Consider the following 18839-nt stretch of genomic DNA (forward strand, 5'->3'; position numbering starts at 1 on the left):
GCTCGCCGTGCTGGCCCTTACCTCTGCCATGGTCTGCGCGCCTCTGACAGCCGCCGCAGCCGATGATCCGCAGCCGCCCGCCGAGCGATCAACCGCGCTGGCCGAGCTAGCCCAGAGCGAGGCACTTCCTCTATTTGACGAATTCGAACCGTTCAACGGCCCCCGCCCCGACCTGCGCGTTCCCGCGACCGCTGTTGATCTGTCCGTCTTCGTCCCGCCGGTTGAGGATCCCATCATCCGCACCCTCGGCACGGGCGTCGCGTCCTATTACGGCCGCCGGTTTCATGGCCGCCGCACCGCCAATGGAGAGCGGTTCAACATGAACGCCATGACCGCCGCTCACAAGACGCTGCCGTTCGGCACCAAGGTCCGCGTCACCAACCCCCGCAATGGCCGCACCGTCACCGTGCGTATCAACGATCGCGGCCCCTTCACCCGCGGGCGTGAGATCGACCTGTCCCGCGCCGCGGCCAAGCAGATCGGCCTGATCGCCAGCGGCCACGCCCGGGTTGAGCTCGACATCGTCAACTGAGCTGAGATCCTCAGCACGCGCCTCCCACCACCTCGCCTCCCCTGCCTCGAACGCGGCGAGCTGCGCGGCCTCCAGCGCGTCCGCCTCCTCCACTCCCGCCGCTGCCTGACCCGCAGTGGGCACGCCATCGGGCCGCGCGGCCTCCATCGCATCCAGCCTGGTGTCGAGCGAGGTCGGCGCATCATCCGGCGCGCGCTCATCCCCATCCGCGTCCCCATCCTCTGGCCCCTCGGCAAAGCGAGACATGGACCGGGTGTGACACGGTCCTGAACCCTTTTCTCCGCCCTCTCCATACACCCCCGTCAACGCCCCCAGATCCGCTGGCAGCACTGGCCCCGTCGCCCCGGCATCATCCCCGCCCGCATGCTCAAAAGCCTCCACCACCGCATCGAACGCACCTGCCAGCATCGCGGTGTCGGCGCGGTCCTCCAATCGGTCGAGCCGCGCGAGATGCGCCAGCAGCAACCGGGAATCGAACCGCCGCCGCGTCGCCACGACCTCGCCGTGGTAGAACACCTGCTCTTCGGTTCCGTGCATCGCGCGGGTCGCCAGCGCCTCCTCCGCATGTTCGCGCGCGATGAGCAAGGCTGCATCCCAGCCCCGCGCAAAATCCGCGCAGGCCCGCCGCATCCGGTACACGCACTGATGCGACACGCCCGAGGCCCGCGCCGCGCTGCGCACCTCCCCGCAATCGGCAAGCCGCCGCAGGAACGCCGCCTGCCGCACCCGCGTGAACTGATGCTGAGGCACCCGCGCGGTGTCCGATGGGAGCGCATCGAGCATTGCAGGAAGCGCGGGGATGAAGGGGGAGCTGGTTTCGTAAGACATGGGGGTTGGAGAGTCCTTTGTTTGCGCACCCCATCCAGGGCGCGATTTCCTCGCTCATGCGCCCTTCGGGCGCGTCGCTGCGGGCGGGCGGTCGCCCTTGCGGCGCTGCGCGCCGTTGTTGCTCAAAGCTGTGAGCGTGGGTTTGGGTAAGACTGGCTAGCCTTTGGAGCGCGAGTAGGAAAACTCACCAGTCCTGATAGCTCATGCCCAGATTGCGGGTCGTGCCCGTCACACGCACTTTTAGGTGGGCGCGTTCTGTGCCTGAGGTGTTGCGCAGCAGCGCGCCTTCGCCTTGCCGAAAGTCCTGTTCGAACTTTTCACCCGGCGCGATTGTGGCAAGCAGTGAGGAGGTGCCATCAGCGCGGGCGAACACTTCGACCGTCACGCCGCCTTTGTTCTGACCCTTTACCGTGAAGTCGCCGGGCTGTTTCCCGCCGAGCACGAAGGTTTCGCGCGCGTCGATATAGATGTTGGAATTGATCGCGGCAGCTGCATTGGTCGCGGTGAATACGCCGATTGCGGCGAGGGCAACAACAGCCGCCTGAGCGGACCGAAATTTGAGTAATGCACGCATGTGTTTTCTCCTTCGTATCGATCCCATCGCGGGGAGTTACGTAGGGGAAAGGTGAAGGGATGAGGCGGGGTGTGCTGGTGCGGGTGAGTGCCTCGGAGGTTTGACCAAGGGGTGAGGAGTTTTTTGTTTGGGGTTTTTTGTTGGGCGCCCTCAGGCGCCGGGCGCAGCGCATCCGCGCTGCTTGGCTACGCCGCATAAGCGGCGGCGCGCAGTCGCGCGCTGGCGAGCCTGCGGCTCGCACCATTCCAAGCCATCAGACAGGCACCAAGCATCAGGGCGCGAGGCCGATGGCTTGGAGTGTCTCGGACCCGATAGGGTCCGCAAGGCCGACCGGCCGCCGCGCCTTATGGCGCGTAGCCAAGCGGGCCGGATGGCCCGCGCCCGGCGCCTGAGGGCGCCCAACAAAAACTCCTCTTCACCTCTTGGAAAAACTCAAAAATTCGCGCCCGCAACCAAGCACCAAGCTCACTACCCGCGCCCAAGCACCACACGCTCGTTATGAGCATGGCGAGCAAGCTGCTCGGGCGTGGTCTGCGCAATCCCGCCCTTCCGCGCCTCAATCGCAGGCTGCACAACGCACCGCTCCCAATGCTGGAAGTGAGCACGGCGCGATTCATCGTCGCCGGGGCGGACGGGATAGCGGGAACGCGGAAGGTGTGTGGTCTTGGGCATGATGGCTCCTATTGTGCACGACACTAAGTCCGATACATGCGTTCTGTTGAGTAGGAAAATGGCCGAAGTATGCCCGAAAGCTGAGAGCTATACGAGATTTCTTACCTATTGCCTAAAGCTACACGCTGCACGGGCAAAAGAGAAAAACAAAAGCACTCTCATTTTATAGATAAGCAGGCTTACGCAAAGTATCGCGCAATGAATAAAGTAACGAGATTTCTTGAGCGAATTTGGAATTTCAGGACTGAAAGCCAAACGATTGGCCCGCAGCTAGGTAGGCGAATTACTAGGTTGAAAATAGATCCAAATGCTTCGTCAAAATTCCAAATTGTGGATACGCCCTTGAATTTTCGAGGGCGTGCCTTGTTTGCTAGCAGATAATGAGTGAACAGCGATGGACGCATTACTTTTGAGAGAAACCCGTATGAGCGCGAAGTCGCAGACTCCAAAAACAAACGACGTAAATCATGATACGCCGATCTGCGGTATTGTCATGCCAATTTCCGCTACTTCGAATTACTCAGAAAAACATTGGAAAAGCGTTTTGAAACTCGTTCATCGCTGCATTGAGAACGCTGGATTCAAACCTCAAAATGTGTGGGAGAGTTCAGCAACTGACCGCATATCTGAAAGAATTGTTGGAAACCTTTTCAACCTTCCCATTGCAATAGTCGATATCAGCGATCTAAATCCAAATGTGATGTTCGAGTTGGGTCTAAGATTATCCTCGAAAAAGCCTACAATCGTAATTTGCAATGAGGGCGGAAAAATACCTTTCGACATACGCGACTTCGAGGCCCTATTCTATCCACCGGATTTGAACATTTTAGGGATGGAGGAATTTTTCTCAAAACTAGAAAATAGTATCAAAGACAAATATAGGCTCGCGCTTGAAAACGATTACAATGCGTTTCTTTCTAGTGTGATAGTTGATGTCGCGTCGCCTCAAACACGCGAAGTCGAATTGAACGAGCTTGTTTTATCTCGGCTTGACGACCTTGCTCGTAAAGTCGCTTCAATTGAAACAATTGGTTCTAGAGGCCAACGTAATAGGTTCTGAACCGCCCCGGGATTGTCGGAGGCTCCAACTCTTGAGTAGATGGAGTCCTTATGAGCAAGACAACGAACAAGTTTTCGCCGGAGGTTCGCGCCCGTGCGGTGCGGATGATACTGGATCACGAAGGCGATTATCCGTCCCGCTGGTCGGCGGTGGTGTCGGTTGCCGACAAGATCGGCTGCGCGCCGCAGACGCTTCACGATTGGGTGAAGAAGGCGGAGGTCGACAGCGGTAAGCGCGCTGGCGTGCCAAGCGATACGGCCGACAAGCTGAAGGCGCTGGAACGCGAGGTCCGCGAGTTGCGTCAGGCCAACGAGATTCTTCGCAAGGCATCAGCATATTTTGCGCAGGCGGAGCTCGACCGCCCGTTCAAGCGATGATCGCGTTTATCGATGATAACCGCGAGCTTCATGGGGTCGAGCCGATCTGCAAGGTCTTGCCGATCGCCCCTTCCACTTACCGCAAGCATGTCGCGCAGCAGCGGGATCCATTGCGCCTGTCGGCGCGAGCGAGACGCGACCTGGCACTCAAGCCCGAGATCGCGCGCGTGTTCGCCGAGAACTTCGCTGTTTACGGCGTGCGCAAGGTCTGGCGACAGATGAGGCGTGAAGGGTTCGCCATCGCCCGCTGCACCGTTGAACGGCTGATGCGCGATATGGGTTTGCACGGGGTGATCCGTGGCAAGCCGTTGCGCACCACGATCAGCGATAAAGCTGCGCCCTGTCCGCTGGATCGCGTCAACCGGCAGTTCCATGCCCCGGCGCCCAACAGGCTGTGGGTCTCGGACTTTACCTACGTCTCGACCTGGAGCGGGTTCGTCTACGTCGCATTCGTGATCGACGTCTATGCCCGCTACATCGTGGGCTGGCGCGTCAGCAGGACCGCACATGCCAGCTTTGTGCTCGATGCCCTGGAGCAAGCCTTGCATGATCGGCGGCCAGTTCATCGCGGCGGCCTGGTTCATCACAGCGACCGCGGATCGCAATATGTGTCGATAAAATATACCGAACGCCTCGCAGAAGCCGGCATCGAGCCATCGGTTGGCAGCGTCGGCGACAGCTATGACAATGCTTTGGCGGAAACGATCAATGGCCTTTACAAGGCGGAAGTGATCCACCGCCGCGGACCATGGCGCTCCTTCGAGGCCGTCGAGTTCGCCACACTGGAATGGGTCGATTGGTTCAACCATCGACGTTTGCTGGAGCCAATCGGCAACATCCCGCCCGCCGAAGCCGAACAACAATACTATGCCATGCTGGACGACACCGCCATGGCAGCATAACTTAAACCAAATGGCCTCCGGCAATCCCGGGGCGGTTCATTCCGAAGCCAGCCCTCGGAGCCAGAGTCCTTCAGAATGGGCTACATTAACATTGATGTACCTCCCAATGTGAGTGAAGAAATGTTAACTGCCGTCTCAAATCTCTTTGAGGTCGACGGCTATGAACTGACCAATTCTGGAGAGCACTTCAAAACGTTCCGAATCAGGTTCAGTGACCGCGATCTGGACGAAGCTCGCAACAAAATCTTAGAGGTTGCCCGAAAACACGGCGGTGATGAAGAGATACCGTTTTAGGGCCTTAGTTTGGTTGGCATTGAATTGCGCTAACAAGCACAAATTCATTTTTATAGAGAAAGATTAATGGATCCCATCGTATCTAGCTTTCCCACTGCCTATTTCGGGGCGCACTAGTATGTTTCAAGCCTAGAAAGCTACCGCTTTTATTCAAGCGGATGTGAATAGCTAACTATACCTACGCGGTGGGCTTTCTTCATTCCTAAAAGTCGTTCCGTGTTGAAAGTGTAGCCTTGCAACCCATACCACTTGCTTGACGGGTTGTCTCATTCACCAACAATCATGTTGTAGCAGTCTTCTGACAAATTAAGCCAGATTCTCGCTCCCCTTCCCCAACATCCCCTTCAGATACCCGCCGGTAAAGCTGCGCTCCACCTTCGCCACGGCCTCCGGCGTGCCCTCGGCGACGATCTCGCCGCCGCGCACGCCGCCTTCGGGGCCGAGGTCCACGATCCAGTCGGCGGTTTTGATCACGTCGAGATTGTGCTCGATCACCACCACGGAATTGCCCTGCTCCACCAGCCGGTGCAGCACTTCGAGCAGTTTGCGCACATCTTCAAAATGCAGACCCGTCGTCGGCTCGTCGAGGATATAGAGCGTCTGTCCGGTGGAGCGTTTGGCCAGCTCCTTGGCCAGTTTCACGCGCTGCGCCTCTCCGCCTGATAGCGTGGTGGCCTGCTGGCCGACCTTCACATAGCCCAGCCCCACCTCGTTCAGCATCCGCATCTTGTCGCGGATCGGGGGGACGGCTTTGAAGAAACTCTCCGCATCCTCAATTGTCATGTCGAGCACGTCCGCGATGGAGTGCCCTTTGAACTTCACCTCCAGCGTTTCGCGGTTGTATCGTTTGCCGCCGCATTCCTCGCACGTGACATAGACATCGGGGAGAAAGTGCATCTCGATCTTGATCAGGCCGTCGCCGGTGCATTGTTCGCAGCGCCCGCCTTTCACATTGAAGGAGAAGCGCCCCGGTTTGTACCCGCGCGCCTGGCTTTCGGGGAGGCCGGCGAACCAGTCGCGGATATTGGTGAAGGCGCCGGTGTATGTCGCGGGGTTGCTGCGCGGGGTGCGGCCGATGGGCGACTGGTCGATCTCGATCACCTTGTCGCAATATTCGAGGCCGGTGATCGCATCATGCTTGCCCGCGATAACGCGCGCTCCGTTGAGCACCCGCGCGGCAGAGGCATAGAGCGTGTCGATGGTGAAGGACGATTTGCCCGACCCCGATACGCCGGTGATGCAGGTGAACGTGCCGAGCGGGATGGAGGCGGTCACATCTTTCAGGTTGTTTGCCTTTGCCCCCTTCACCGTCAGCTTGTGCCCGTTGCCCTTGCGCCGTTCCTGCGGGACCGCGATTTCGCGCCGCCCGGTGAGGTAATCGGCGGTGAGGGACTTTTTCGATTTGAGGATCTGTTTGAGCGTGCCCTGCGCCACCACTTCGCCGCCGCGCACACCCGCGCCGGGGCCGAGGTCAACGATGTGGTCCGCCTGACGGATCGCGTCCTCGTCATGCTCGACCACGATCACCGTGTTGCCGAGATCGCGGAGGCGTTTGAGCGTTTCGAGCAGCCGGTCATTGTCGCGCTGGTGCAGGCCGATGCTGGGTTCGTCGAGCACATACAGCACGCCCGACAGCCCGCTGCCGATCTGCGAGGCGAGCCGGATGCGCTGGCTCTCCCCGCCGCTCAATGTGCCCGATGTCCGGTCGAGGTTAAGGTAATCCAGCCCCACATTGTCGAGAAAGCCGAGCCGTTCGTTGATCTCTTTCAGAATAGCCTTGGCGATCTGCGATTGCTGGTCGGTCAGCTTGGCATCGAGCGCGAGGAACCAGTCTTTCGCATCCGACACGCTCATCACCGTCGGCTGGGCGATGTCGGTGCCGGCGACTTTCACCGCGAGCGATTTTTCGTTGAGCCGTTTGCCGCCGCAGGTCTCGCATGGCTGGGCGGTCTGGAACTTTGACAGCTCCTCCTGCATCCAGTTGCTTTCCGTCTGCAACATCCGGCGGTTGAGGTTGCCGATCACACCTTCGAACGGCTTATTTACGGTGTATTGCTTGCGCCCGTCCTTGAACGTCAGCGCAACCGGCATTCCGCCGGTGCCGTGCAAGATGATGAGCTTTTGATCGGGGTCCAGATCCTTCCACGGCGTGGTGATCGTGAAATCATACGCCTTCGCAAGGCTGCTGAGCACCTGCATATAATACGGCGATGGCGGGTTCGATTTCGCCCACGGAGCAATCGCGCCCTGTTTCAGGGTCAGCGCCTCGTTCGGGACAACAAGCTGTTCATCAAACAATTGCTTTTCGCCAATCCCGTCGCAGGTCGGACATGCACCCTGAGGCGAGTTGAAGGAGAACAGGCGCGGTTCGATCTCTTCAATAGTAAATCCGCTAACCGGGCAGGCGAACTTTTCCGAAAAAACGATGCGGTTGGCGGGGATGCCCGCGCCCTTCATCGCGCCGCCGCCTTCTGCTTCTTCTTCGCGCCCGGGCACGACGCCGTCAGCCAAATCCACATAAGCCAAACCGTCAGCCAGTTTCAGCGCCGTTTCGAACGAATCCGCCAGCCGCGTTTCCAGCCCCGATTTCACCGCCAGCCGGTCGACCACAACCTCGATATCGTGTTTAAATTTCTTGTCGATCGAGGGTGCTTCCTCAATCGGATACAGCTCCCCGTCGATCCGCACGCGGGTAAAGCCCGCCTTTTGCCATTCGGCCAGTTCGCGGCGGTATTCACCCTTGCGCCCGCGCACCACGGGCGCGAGCAGGTAGGCGCGCGTGCCCTCTGGCAGTTCCATCACCCGATCGACCATCTGCGAGACAGACTGCGCGGTAATCGGCTTTCCGGTCGTAGGCGAATACGGCACGCCCACCCTCGCCCACAGCAGGCGCATGTAATCGTAAATCTCGGTCACGGTCGCCACGGTCGAACGCGGATTTCGCGAAGTCGTCTTCTGCTCGATGGAGATTGCCGGCGACAGTCCGTCGATGTGCTCGACATCGGGTTTCTGCATCATTTCCAGAAACTGGCGCGCATAGGCCGAAAGGCTTTCGACATAACGCCGCTGCCCCTCTGCATAGATCGTGTCGAAGGCGAGGCTGGACTTGCCCGAGCCCGACAGGCCCGTGACCACGATCAGCGCATCGCGCGGCAGATCGATATCGACGCCTTTGAGATTGTGCTCACGCGCACCGCGGACTGAAATTTTTGTAAGAGACATGCAGCAGGTTTGTTCCGGAAATGTTCGCAGATGTAAAGAGGTGTAGACGGCCGTCGTTGGGATAGCCCCCAGATGGTCGCCCTGCATCGGCTTTACAACGACCGGAAACAGCGTTGGTTTCGAGACAAATTTGGCGGTTAAAGACCCAGCGCCAGTATCTCTGCCCGTTCCTGCGCGATCTTTGCTTCAATCGGATCCAGCACTGCGCGCACTTCGGGCAGCTTGCGCAGGTCATCGTGCAATGCGCTGTCGCCTAATAGACCGATGGAGGTCGCATCGATGTGGCCCATGATCCACGGCCAGTTATAAGCAGGCAATTGCCGGATCAGGGCGATAGCGCGATCATTCTCGCCCTTGGCTGCAGCGACATCAATTTCAAACAGTAACGGCAATATCCATTTGGTCTCCTTTGCCCTCCACAACGCGATTTGCTCTTCAGCGCTAGCAAAGTGGGCTGCGGCCTCACCTTCGCGGCCCGCATTTTGCAATGCGGCTCCTAGGATAGAGGACGCTTGCGGGATCATCATTTCTTTCATGCCGGTCATTTCGGCATATTCCAGAAACTCTGCATGATCGGAAAAGCGCGCATCATACAATTTCAGCAAATCATCTTCGCGCCCCTGACGCAAAAACATTGGGAGCGAATATTGTGCGATGTAGCGGGTCTCCCAAAAGCCGGGCTCGCGTCCATCTGACCGGCCAAAACCTGCCGCATCGAATTCAGCGAGAGATGGCAGGTCGTCGCGCTTCAATCTCAGTGTAAAGGATCTTTCTGGCCCAACTACCGCAAGCAATTTTTCGTCAAATGGTAGCCTCAATATCTTACGCATCATGCGCATCACCACGGCAGAGCCATACCGCCGCTCTGCCGGGGTTTCCGTGGGGGCCGATCTAACGCTCAGTTCGAAAAAGCGGGAGAAATCCCCTTCCAGCCGCGCCAGCCGTCCTTCGGCCAGATACCGCTGTGAAGGCGTCACAGCGGCGGAGAGGATATCCTGTTCAATCTTTCGTGCGGTTTCCAACTGACCGAACTCTGCGGCCGTGTCCGATGCCCGCCAGACGGCGGGCCATAGCGGATCAATCGCCACCATTTGCGTTGCGCTCGCAAGCGGGTCCACATCGAGAAGCATGGATTTCCGTTCTGCTATCGAAAGCCAGAACCACGCTTCGGCATCACCCGGATCAAGCTGCGTCGCTTTGCGCAGCATTTCCAGCCGCTGCTTTGGATCGTTGTCCAGACTGCCCGCAACTTTCAGCGCATCGACCGATTTGGGATCAAGTGTAAGTGCGTATTCCGCCAACCGCTTTGCTTCACCCCAATTGCCGCCTTCAAAGCTGGTGTCGGGATTGGGGTTCAGATAGCGTGCTTTGGCCAGTCCTGCCCAGCCATCGGCGAATGCAGGGCTTTGGGCGGTCACCTGCTCCATGATTTCCACCGCAGCAACGCGCTGTTCTACGCCGCGCCCTTTGATAAGGCCCAGCGCGGTCAGATAGAGCCTGTAACTGCTCGCTGATACCGGTGTTTGGGAAATCCTTTCAGAAGCAGGCCGTCCCAATGCGGTCGCCACCTCGCGCGCTGTGCGCAATGGCAAATACTGCGCCGCATCAGGCGCGCTCAGCAATTGATCTTCCCATGCGACCTGCCCATCGCTCACCCGCACCAATCGCGCACTTAACTCGATATTGTCGGCTTGAGACAAAATCCCGCCCGACCAAATGTAGTCGACATTCAACCGCCGCCCGATTTCGCTTTCTTCCAGCCCTTTTTCGGACAGCAGCACCGCACTTTCACTCGCCGTCACTTCCATAGCGCCCACGCGAGCAAACTGAGAGCGCAGCTCCGCCTCCAGACCTTTGACATAGAGCGGGTCCATGTCATCGGCGTATTCGAGCGGAAGCATGGCAACACGCAACCTTTCGACCGGGCCCTGAGCTGGCTGCTGCGACCACAGTACCGCCGTGATCAAGGCGAGAACTGCGGCCAGTCCAGCGGCGATAAGAAGGAACCGGCGCGATGCGGCAGGCGCTTTGTCAGATGCGTATTTTTGTTGCGGCGTTTTGGAGGCGGCTGCACCGGGGCCAATCGTCGCTTCGCTGATGACGATCCGGTATCCAACCTTCGGCACATTCGCGATCGTGACTGCATCGCCTGCGACCTGTTTAAGGCCGGAACGCAACAAAGAGATAACGCGGTTGATCGATGTATCACCAACAATGCGACCATCCCAGCACCGCTCGATCAGATCATCGCGAGACAGGATCGCCCCAATCGGATGAGCCAGCGCGACGAGGACCTGCATCACCTTGGGCTCAAGCATCATCTCGCTGGATGGGCCGGCAATGCTGCGCAGCGAGGGGCGAACGTTTATCGGGCCAACGGCAAAGTCCCTCTGATGCGCAAGGTGTACGCGCCGCGCGCGCGCGTCCAGCTCATTGGGTTCAGGTTTGAACTGGTCGTTCACTGTTCTGGCCGCCTCCCCGGTAGCTGCATTCGTCCAAATTTGATTCCGGTTAACGCATCCTGATTAACGCATCAAAATGCGTGTCTGTCACCCGCGCAGCTCGAATATAAGCTTTCCATAAGCTCAAAATCACTGAAAACGCGGCGTTTCTGCGCAGCGCCATAATGTTTCGTCCGCCATTCTTCATCTCGTTCAGCAGGCACTTCAGCCCGGCTGGCCCAAACGGGAGAATGACAATGCGTATGACGACCACCATCAAAACCGCCGCTTTTGTCCTTGCAGCAGTCGCACTGCCTATCAGCGCCGCTCAGGCCGATGCACCGCGCACCGCGACCATCAGCTATGACGACCTCAATCTCAGCTCGGCAAAAGGCCAGGCGATTTTCGACCGGCGCATCGAGGCTGCTGTCGAAGCCGTCTGCGGGCGCGTCCAGAACAAGCCTACCTTCGATAGCGCAGTGCGCAAATGTCAGAAGGAAACGAACACGACCGCCGCAGCGTCGCGTGATCTTGCCGTCGCCAATTACAACAAGCGTCGGCTGGCAGGCGGCGACCGCACAATCCGTCTCGTTGCCAAGTAAAAGCGGTCAACATTTCGGGCGAGCTACCGGATGGCTCGCCCATCCTGTGATGCCGGGCTGCTTGTTTCCCCTTGGAGTCCGGCATCTCCCTGTCTGCAGCTCTTAATACGACCATTCGCAGCATCGCTGCGACAAATCGCGCCGTCTTAACCTCCCCGCAGCCGTTTCATGTGCTAGACCGGATGTCGGTGGGAATTCAAAGGGGTCGATTCCATGCCGAATTCATTTTTGAAAATCTCCAACCGTTTTGCTTTTGGCGCATTCGCATGCGTTTCAGCTGGATTGCTTGCACCCGCTGCTCCGGCGGCGGCCAGCTGCAATCCCGACGATTGCGGCAAGGGTTCGCTCTCTGCAGCGGAACTTGCGCGGGACAAGGCGGAGATCAAACGGCTTAACCGCGAACAATTGCGCTATGTCCAGCGGCGCGACGCTGAATATGCCAAAGGCTGGGACGCGACCCGGCGGCATAAATCCGAAATGTCGCAATATGCACGCGAGCAGGCGGACTATGAGCGCCGGATGGCCCAATGGCGCGAAGCGGTGCGCCGCTGCCGTGATGGCGATTATCGTTACTGCGCGCGCTAACCGTCGCAACATCTTCATTGAAAGCGTTGTTTGACCGCTGTGACACGCAGCGGCACCCTGTCCCGTGCCTTTAGCGCGGTGAAGTGTGGACCGATGATCCGGCCCACCCGTTGATTTAATGAACTGATAATCAACCAAATTTTTCCGGCTATGCCGCGCAATCTTCCTAAAGCGCGCTGTTCTGGAATTGAGAAATTAGGCCGGATGCAGGTCGATGGCGGCAACGATGGATTGTCCCAATCAGACGGTTTGCATCCCCAAGGAGCATAACATCCAAGCCGATAACCAACGACCCAAAACACGCAATTCTCAGCCCAAACCCTCATCTGCAGATTTGACCAAAACCGCGCTCGTGCCAGGAGTAAAATCCACGAAGGATAAAGTGCGTGGGCCGGCCAAACTGCGCCGTCGCCGCTTTCTAAGGGAGTTTCGCGAGCGCCGCGCTGAACGCCGTGCGCTGCGCAGGGCCGCCCGGCTTCAGGGCAGATCGGCATCATTAAAAGCCCGCAATGCGCTCTCGCCTGCTCGCAAACGCAAACGCACGGCAATGGCGCTGGGCGTTACCGCCGCCGCACTGTCAGGCACATCGCAGCTCGCGATGAGCGCATCGCCGATTGCCGCACAGTCGCAGTCGCTGGAGGCGGACTATTCCGTTGCGTTTGAACTGGTCGATCCAAGCGAGCGCCGTGACGTAAGTCAGCTCAACGCCAGCAATCAATTGCTCGAGGCGATGATCGAGGAAGAAGGCATCCGTTACGATGTCTACCGCGACGTTGCCGGTTACCCGACCGTCGGTGTGGGGCACTTGCTCCTTCCCGAAGACAATCTGCGATTGGGCGACAGGATCTCGCACGAACGTGCACTCGATTTCCTTGAGAGCGATATCGCAAAGGCCGAAGATATCGTGCGCCGCCTGGTCGGCGACTTGCCGATCAACCAGCACGAATTCGATGCATTGGTCGACCTCGCCTTTAATGTCGGGGAAGGTAGCTTGTCCGAAGGCCAGAGCCCGCGTCTCAACAGCGCAATCGCCGCAGCCGATTATGACAGCATCGCGGACCAGTTAAATTATACGACCGCCGGTAACCGCGTTGCCAGGGGATTAGTTTACCGCAGTGAACGCCGCCAACGCATTTTTACGTCCAGCGATTACAGCGATCCACGCGAAGCTTGATGGAGGCTTACGGGGAAAGACCTATAGGAAATGTGAAGTCCAAAAACTGGCGGATTTCCTTAGTTTCAAAGGCCTCTTGGTAGGGCGCTTCGAAAGCCTTTTGGGTCGCACCAGAGCTAACGAAAAGCTCGGTCAAGAGAATACTGGCGCCGCCTCCTTTAACCGGGAGGCGGCGTTTTGTGTTCTTATTCCGGATTGCCGTCTTGCGGTGTAATTTAGGCGCCCATGGGCCCTGTCACCGGGACCAGCGCACGCTGACCTGCCCTGCCAATCCAGCGCGCCTCCACGTCCCAAACAGCTGCAATCGTCTGCTCAGATAAGGCATCGGCGGGCGCGCCCTCTGCGACCAGCCGTCCATCGTGCAGAACAAGCACGCGGTCTGCATGGTTCATTGCCAAGGCCAGATCGTGCAGGACGATGACCACACCTTGTCCCGCAGGCGCGGACGCGCACGCTTTCAGATGGGCAATCAGGTTCAGCTGATGCGCCAGGTCAAGCGCGGCGAGCGGTTCATCGGCAAGTATCCAGCGCGGCTCCCCTGCAAGCACGCGTGCCAGCAACACCCGCGCTTTCTCGCCGCCGGAAAGCTGGCTGGCGGGCCTGTGACGCAGGGGTTCAAGCGACAATGCCGTGATCGCGGATTCGATCGCTTCGCGTCCCGCATCGCGGTACGGCAACCGGCCAAGCGCCACGACATTCTCCGCCGCGACATCCCACGCAATTTCGGCGCTTTGCGGTAAAAACCCCAGCGCCTTTGCACGGTCTTGCGCAGCAATCGCAGACAGCGTCTGTCCGTCCAGCGCCGCCTCACCTTCGGATGGAGACAGCAATCCAGCCAGCGCCAACAGCAGGCTGGATTTGCCTGCGCCGTTAGGCCCGACAATCGCGGTAATCGTGGCCGGCTGAAGATCGGCGGAAACGCCGTGCAGAACGCGCACACCGCCGCGTTCAAGGCTGAGACTTCGGGCGGATAACGTCACAGCCGCCCCCTGCGCATTCGAAGCAGTAAATAAAGGAAAAACGGAGCGCCGATCAGCGAAAGCGCGATACCCAGCCGCAGCTCCGTTATCAGGGGAAGGATACGAACCGCGCTATCGGCAACCAGCACCAGACACGACCCGGCGAGCGCGCTTGGCACGATCAGGCTTGATGGCAGACGATCTGTCAGCGGGCGCACCAGATGCGGCACAATCAATCCCACAAAACCGATGATCCCGGCGACCGCCACTCCCCCGCCAACCGTCAGCCCGACGCCTGCGACCAGCAGCACGAGCAATCGGCGCGGATCAATGCCCAGTGACTGCGCGGCTTCCTCTCCCAAGGTCAGCGCATCGAGCGATCGCGCAGCAACCAGCAAGACCGCAACACCTGCGGCGATCAGCGGGGCGGCAATCGCAACCTCCCGCCATGACCTGTCGGTGAGCGCACCGTTCAGCCACAGCACGATTTCGCTAAGCGCGAACGGATTGGGGGCGAGCGTTATTGCAAGCGCGGTCAGCGCCCCTGCAAGGCTGGCGATCATCAGGCCCGCCAGCGTGAACAGCGCGATCCCGCCGCCAGCGCCCGACGATGTGCGCCCGGCAATCAGCGCGAGCAGGGCCATGCCCAACCCCGCCCCTGTCAATGCAAGGACCGGCAGGCTCCACGCAGCAAAAGCTGGCGGCAAGGCTGCTGCGATCCAGAAACTGGCCACCGCGCCCAGCGCCGCCATCGGGGCGATGCCGAACAGCCCGGGATCTGCAAGCGGATTGCGCAAATATCCCTGCATCGCCGCGCCAGCAGCGCCCAGCCCGGCCCCGACCGCAATCGCAAGCACCGCGCGCGGCAATCGCAGCTCCATCAGGATAATCGCGGCATTCGGTGTCGCCTGCGGATCAATCCAGACCCTGCCCGCCAGCAGCGAAAGCGGGACCAGTATTACCAGCAAAACTGCAAAGAGGAGTGAAGCCCTGTTCACGGCCCCTCCCCCGAACGCTCGATATCACCGCGAATAGTGTCCAGCCGCTCCTGCAGCGACAGCACCGTGCGGCCTCCGCAATACAGCAGCCGCGTTTCAATGGGTTCGACGCGCGTATCGTCCAGATGCTGTAACAAGGGGTGCTGTTGTCCCGTGCTGGAGCCTGCGACCAGCAACAGTTCGGGCGGCTCTGCAAGCAGGCGTTCCAGCGAGACATGATCTGCCTGCTCCAATCCAAGTGCCTGGGCGTGGCTGACAAGGCCGTTTCGCCGCATCATTTCCCCGACCAGCGTCGCTTCGCCCGGCACGATCTGGCCCGGTTGCCACAGCAGTGCGGTTATCGGCTCGGGTGTCTGCAAAGGGGCGGCGCGCGTGATTTGCAGCGCCAGTTGCCGGGCGGGCTGTGTATTACCGGTGAGTGCACCGATCCGCTCGATCTGCGCAGCGCTTTCCGCCACGCTGGAGGGGCTATCAAATGTCTCGATCCGCAGGCCCAGCCGTTCCAACGCGCCGCGTTTGGCAGCCGGCATGAATGTGGACGCCAGCACGATGTCGGGTGATAGCGACAGCACCTCCTCCGCCGTGCCGCCGGTGAAATCGTAACCGGCTGCAATCTCGCGCGGGATCGAGCTTGAGGAAGGATCGCGGCTGTAATGCGATAGCGCGATTACCTGTTCAGGCTCTGCAATATCGACCAAAAGCGCATCAATACAGGGATTTAGGCTGACGATGCGCGGCTTCTCAGCCGCTATACCGCCGGCACTGTCCGCCGCCCTGCGGTTCTCTTGCGCGCAGCCGCCCAACCCGGCCAGCGCAAGGCAAGCGGCAATCATTCGGGTCGTCCCGGCGGATAAGGCAGACAGTTTCAGCGGCATGACCCCTTGCGACAAGCGATAAGGCCGCACCGGCGCAGGAGCAAGATGCGTTGTCTCAATCGCCAATGATGGCGAGAATTACTGGCCGCCAAATCACCGGGAGAGCCATAATTCGTTCGTTAATCCGCTCTAAACCGTAATATCGAACCAAGCCTTTAACCCTCGATAGCTAAAGGAGAAATCCCGAACACACGCAGCGCCCTGATAGGGCTGCCATCTGGAACTGCCACCTATGTCGATCCGTTTCGCCGCCCCCCGCAAACCCGGCCACTCGCCCGCCTGCTCGCCAGTGGCGCGCGCGATGGCGCGAAAGGCATATGGCGCGGCGGCCAACGACAACGGCAATATCGCCCCTTCTGCGGCGAAAGAGGCGCGGATTTTGCGGGCTGCGCTGCGGCATTTCTCAGAGTACGGAATCGGCGCGGCGCGCGTTGCAAGAGCCAACGCCGAGGAAGCATTTTTTGCAGGCGACCGGCAAGGGTATGACTGGTGGCTTAGCGTTACCCGGGCGCTGGACCGGCGGATGGCTGCGGAGCTGCGGCCTCTCAGCTTTCCTGCAAACGGCAACTCAACTGCCTGACCTTCGGAAAACTGTCCGTAGAAATGGTAAGCAAGGCGTTAACCTCGCCTTGACAGTTCTCCGATATCCCGTCCGGCTATGGTAGCGCCGGGCTTCATAAACAAACTGCGTCCAACACGGGACGGCGAAGCGGTGGCGGACAAACTGTCCGCCCGCGTCCGGCGGGTGCTCGTCAAAACGCTCTACACCCAGCCGATCAGTCTCGCCATCGGCGCGCTCAACGGCAGCATCGCAACTGCGGTGGCGGCCTATCTTTCCGGGATGCCCGAACTCTGGATCGGCAATGTCATACTGACAATCATTGCTTTGGCACGCGTCGCGGCAGCAATCGGATTGTCGCCTGATGACAACAAAACAAGCACGTCCGCGCTCGAGTTGATCTATGAAGTGGGCGCGTTCAGCTATGCACTGGTTATCGGCGCCGTGGCGGCCGTGACCGTGTGGCTTGGCGCGAGTGCCGAAGTGCAAGTGCTGATGATCGCCAACGCTCTTTGTTACGGCGTTGCAGTGGCAGCGCGCAATGCCGGGCGGCCCAGCATCGCCATCGGCCAGCTGACGCTGGTCTGCCTGCCAATCATGATCACATCGCTTGCCATGGGCACGCTGGCGCACCTCACCCTGTTCGCTACTATGCTGCTGCTGGTGCCGGCCATGGCCGCAATCACTCTGAATATCTTCAAGGTGCTGCGCGATTCGATCTCTGCTGCGGAAACGAGCGCGCGGCTGGCCGAAAAAATGAAGCTGCTGGCCCGAACTGACGTGGTCACAGGATTGGCCAACCGCGCTGGCCTGAACCACGCGATTGTCGAAACCATGATGGAGGTGGAGGACGATGAAAAGCTTGCGCTGATCTGGATCGACCTCGACCGGTTCAAGGAAGTGAACGACCTGCTTGGTCACCCCATCGGCGACCGCGTTTTGGGAGAAGTTGCCCGCCGATTGAACGGGGTGTGCCCCGCGGGAAGCACCGTGTCCCGTTTCGGCGGGGATGAGTTTGTTATCTTTGCCCCGATCGAAGACCGCAGGGCCGCAGAATTGCTCGCCAGCGAGATCCATTTCGAAATTATGCGACCTTTCCGCATCGAGGCAGACCGGCTGGAAGTCCGCGCCTCGCTGGGCGTTGCGCTGTTCCCCGAAGACGGCACAGACACAGATTCGCTGATGCAATGCGCCGACCTCGCTTTGTATCACGCTAAGGTTGGGGGCCGTTCGCAGACGCAATTCTTTGATCGTTCAATGACGCGCGACCTCGTTCGGCGGCGGGAGATAGAGAACGAATTGCGCGCCGCGTTACAGCGCGATGAATTGTCCATATTCTTCCAGCCGATTGTCGATCTGGAAAGCGGCCGGATCAGGTCGTTTGAGGCGCTGGTGCGCTGGTTCCACCCGGAAAAGGGTGAACTTGTCCCTGATGAATTCATTCCCGTTGCAGAGGAGACAGGCGTTATCGTCACGCTGGGCAACTGGATCACCGCGCAGGCTGCCCGCGTTGCTTCGACCTGGCCTGACGATGTCACTCTTTCGGTCAACCTGTCGCCGCTGCAAATCCGCGCGCCGGGCGCCGCGCTCGGCATTCGCAACGCATTGCGCGAAGCGGGACTGGACCCGTCGCGGCTGGAACTGGAAGTGACCGAGACGCTGTTTGTCGAGGATAACCACGCCACGGCAAACTTTATTCAGGAGCTTTCGGCGATTGGCGTGAAATTCGCACTCGACGATTTTGGCACGGGCTATTCCTCGCTCGGCTACATCAACAATTTCCCCTTCAACAAGATCAAGGTCGACCGCAGCTTTGTCTCTGGCGCGAATGTCGGGCGCAAAAGCGACGCGATCATCCGCGCCGTTGCCGAAATGGGATCGACGCTGGAAATGGAAATCGTGGCCGAGGGCTTGGAGACAATCGAGCAGGTCCACGCCGTTCGCGAAGCCGGATGTACGCTGGGACAGGGGTTCTATTTCAGCCGCGCCGTGCCCGATTACCTCGCCGCGATGCTGCTGGCGCAGGAACGCAGCGCTGACCGGCGCAAAATGGGCACCTAGCCCTCTTTGATAAGGTCATGCGGTTCGCCCCCCATTGCGCACGGACTGCGCCATTTTTCCGCTCGCTGTAATTGCTGTTGCATACGACGGCGCTATTTTTCCGGCAATCAGCGCTCCTACACAC

Annotated in this window: 16 protein-coding genes and 1 other annotated feature; of the genes, 9 read left to right on the top strand and 7 right to left on the bottom strand. The window is 59.6% G+C overall.

The features are described from left to right. Positions 1–28: 28 nt before the first annotated feature. Positions 29–532: a septal ring lytic transglycosylase RlpA family protein gene (locus ACGHU1_RS12050; RefSeq protein WP_390587403.1), complete on the top strand. Its 504-nt coding sequence runs from the start codon at positions 29–31 to the stop codon at positions 530–532. A 1012-nt stretch (positions 533–1544) separates the two neighbouring features. On the opposite strand, the gene ACGHU1_RS12055 is transcribed toward ACGHU1_RS12050, so the two are convergent. Then, the gene (locus ACGHU1_RS12055; RefSeq protein WP_390587240.1) at positions 1545–1934 is read right to left on the bottom strand and encodes a hypothetical protein; all 390 of its coding nucleotides are present in this window, start codon (positions 1932–1934) and stop codon (positions 1545–1547) included. Between the two features lie 468 nt (positions 1935–2402). Next, the gene (locus tag ACGHU1_RS12060) at positions 2403–2606 is read right to left on the bottom strand and encodes a hypothetical protein (protein WP_390587241.1); all 204 of its coding nucleotides are present in this window, start codon (positions 2604–2606) and stop codon (positions 2403–2405) included. 424 nt (positions 2607–3030) lie between these two features. On the opposite strand from ACGHU1_RS12060, the gene ACGHU1_RS12065 reads away from it, so the two are divergent. The 3 genes from ACGHU1_RS12065 to ACGHU1_RS12075 all read left to right on the top strand — a co-directional run bounded on the left by ACGHU1_RS12065 (position 3031) and on the right by ACGHU1_RS12075 (position 5239). Next, positions 3031–3666, top strand: a complete 636-nt coding sequence (locus ACGHU1_RS12065; RefSeq protein WP_390587243.1) for a hypothetical protein — start codon at positions 3031–3033, stop codon at positions 3664–3666. Positions 3667–3716: 50 nt separating this feature from the next. Further along, positions 3717–4945, top strand: a protein-coding gene (locus ACGHU1_RS12070) for an IS3 family transposase (protein ID WP_390587245.1) whose coding sequence is annotated in 2 segments (ribosomal slippage) — positions 3717–4005 and positions 4005–4945 — 1230 coding nt in all. Because the reading frame shifts where the segments join, the coding sequence is not laid out codon by codon here. Further along, positions 3998–4114 (top strand) — a sequence feature (AL1L pseudoknot). (Overlaps the previous gene by 117 nt.) 75 nt (positions 4946–5020) lie before the next feature. Then, entirely contained in the window at positions 5021–5239 is a 219-nt protein-coding gene (locus tag ACGHU1_RS12075; protein WP_390587247.1) for a hypothetical protein, read from the top strand. A 306-nt stretch (positions 5240–5545) separates the two neighbouring features. Here the strand turns inward: ACGHU1_RS12075 and uvrA are convergent, their stop codons facing one another. Together uvrA and ACGHU1_RS12085 are read right to left on the bottom strand one after the other, a co-directional pair. Next, entirely contained in the window at positions 5546–8461 is a 2916-nt protein-coding gene (gene uvrA, locus ACGHU1_RS12080; RefSeq protein ID WP_390587249.1) for an excinuclease ABC subunit UvrA, read from the bottom strand. 137 nt (positions 8462–8598) lie between these two features. Further along, positions 8599–10923 (bottom strand): winged helix-turn-helix domain-containing protein, encoded by a 2325-nt coding sequence (locus ACGHU1_RS12085; protein WP_390587250.1) that lies wholly within the window; start codon positions 10921–10923, stop codon positions 8599–8601. Positions 10924–11159: 236 nt separating this feature from the next. On the opposite strand from ACGHU1_RS12085, the gene ACGHU1_RS12090 reads away from it, so the two are divergent. The 3 genes from ACGHU1_RS12090 to ACGHU1_RS12100 all read left to right on the top strand — a co-directional run bounded on the left by ACGHU1_RS12090 (position 11160) and on the right by ACGHU1_RS12100 (position 13263). Beyond that, positions 11160–11504 (top strand): UrcA family protein, encoded by a 345-nt coding sequence (locus ACGHU1_RS12090; protein WP_390587251.1) that lies wholly within the window; start codon positions 11160–11162, stop codon positions 11502–11504. 213 nt (positions 11505–11717) lie between these two features. After that, the gene (locus ACGHU1_RS12095) at positions 11718–12089 is read left to right on the top strand and encodes a hypothetical protein (RefSeq protein WP_390587252.1); all 372 of its coding nucleotides are present in this window, start codon (positions 11718–11720) and stop codon (positions 12087–12089) included. Between the two features lie 382 nt (positions 12090–12471). After that, positions 12472–13263: a lysozyme gene (locus ACGHU1_RS12100; protein WP_390587254.1), complete on the top strand. Its 792-nt coding sequence runs from the start codon at positions 12472–12474 to the stop codon at positions 13261–13263. A 215-nt stretch (positions 13264–13478) separates the two neighbouring features. Here the strand turns inward: ACGHU1_RS12100 and ACGHU1_RS12105 are convergent, their stop codons facing one another. The 3 genes from ACGHU1_RS12105 to ACGHU1_RS12115 are packed head-to-tail and all read right to left on the bottom strand — an operon-like array spanning position 13479 to position 16095. Then, positions 13479–14243 carry an ABC transporter ATP-binding protein gene (locus ACGHU1_RS12105; protein WP_390587255.1) on the bottom strand — a complete coding sequence of 255 codons (765 nt, stop codon included), beginning with the start codon at positions 14241–14243 and terminating at the stop codon, positions 13479–13481. After that, positions 14240–15220, bottom strand: coding sequence for a FecCD family ABC transporter permease (locus ACGHU1_RS12110; RefSeq protein ID WP_390587257.1), 981 nt, complete (start codon positions 15218–15220; stop codon positions 14240–14242). Before ACGHU1_RS12110 ends, ACGHU1_RS12105 begins: the two co-directional genes overlap by 4 nt. Continuing rightward, positions 15217–16095 carry an ABC transporter substrate-binding protein gene (locus tag ACGHU1_RS12115; RefSeq protein ID WP_390587259.1) on the bottom strand — a complete coding sequence of 293 codons (879 nt, stop codon included), beginning with the start codon at positions 16093–16095 and terminating at the stop codon, positions 15217–15219. The genes ACGHU1_RS12110 and ACGHU1_RS12115 overlap by 4 nt, the downstream gene beginning before the upstream one ends. A gap of 232 nt (positions 16096–16327) precedes the next feature. Here ACGHU1_RS12115 and ACGHU1_RS12120 point away from each other — a divergent pair, with 232 nt between their 5' ends. Both ACGHU1_RS12120 and ACGHU1_RS12125 read left to right on the top strand, forming a co-directional pair. Beyond that, complete coding sequence (locus ACGHU1_RS12120; protein ID WP_390587260.1) at positions 16328–16675, top strand: hypothetical protein; 348 nt, start codon at positions 16328–16330, stop codon at positions 16673–16675. Positions 16676–16807: 132 nt separating this feature from the next. Then, the gene (locus tag ACGHU1_RS12125; RefSeq protein ID WP_390587261.1) at positions 16808–18715 is read left to right on the top strand and encodes a putative bifunctional diguanylate cyclase/phosphodiesterase; all 1908 of its coding nucleotides are present in this window, start codon (positions 16808–16810) and stop codon (positions 18713–18715) included. Positions 18716–18839 lie beyond the last annotated feature (124 nt).

The sequence above is a fragment of the Erythrobacter sp. MTPC3 genome, from assembly GCF_042854385.1.
GTDB lineage: Bacteria > Pseudomonadota > Alphaproteobacteria > Sphingomonadales > Sphingomonadaceae > Erythrobacter.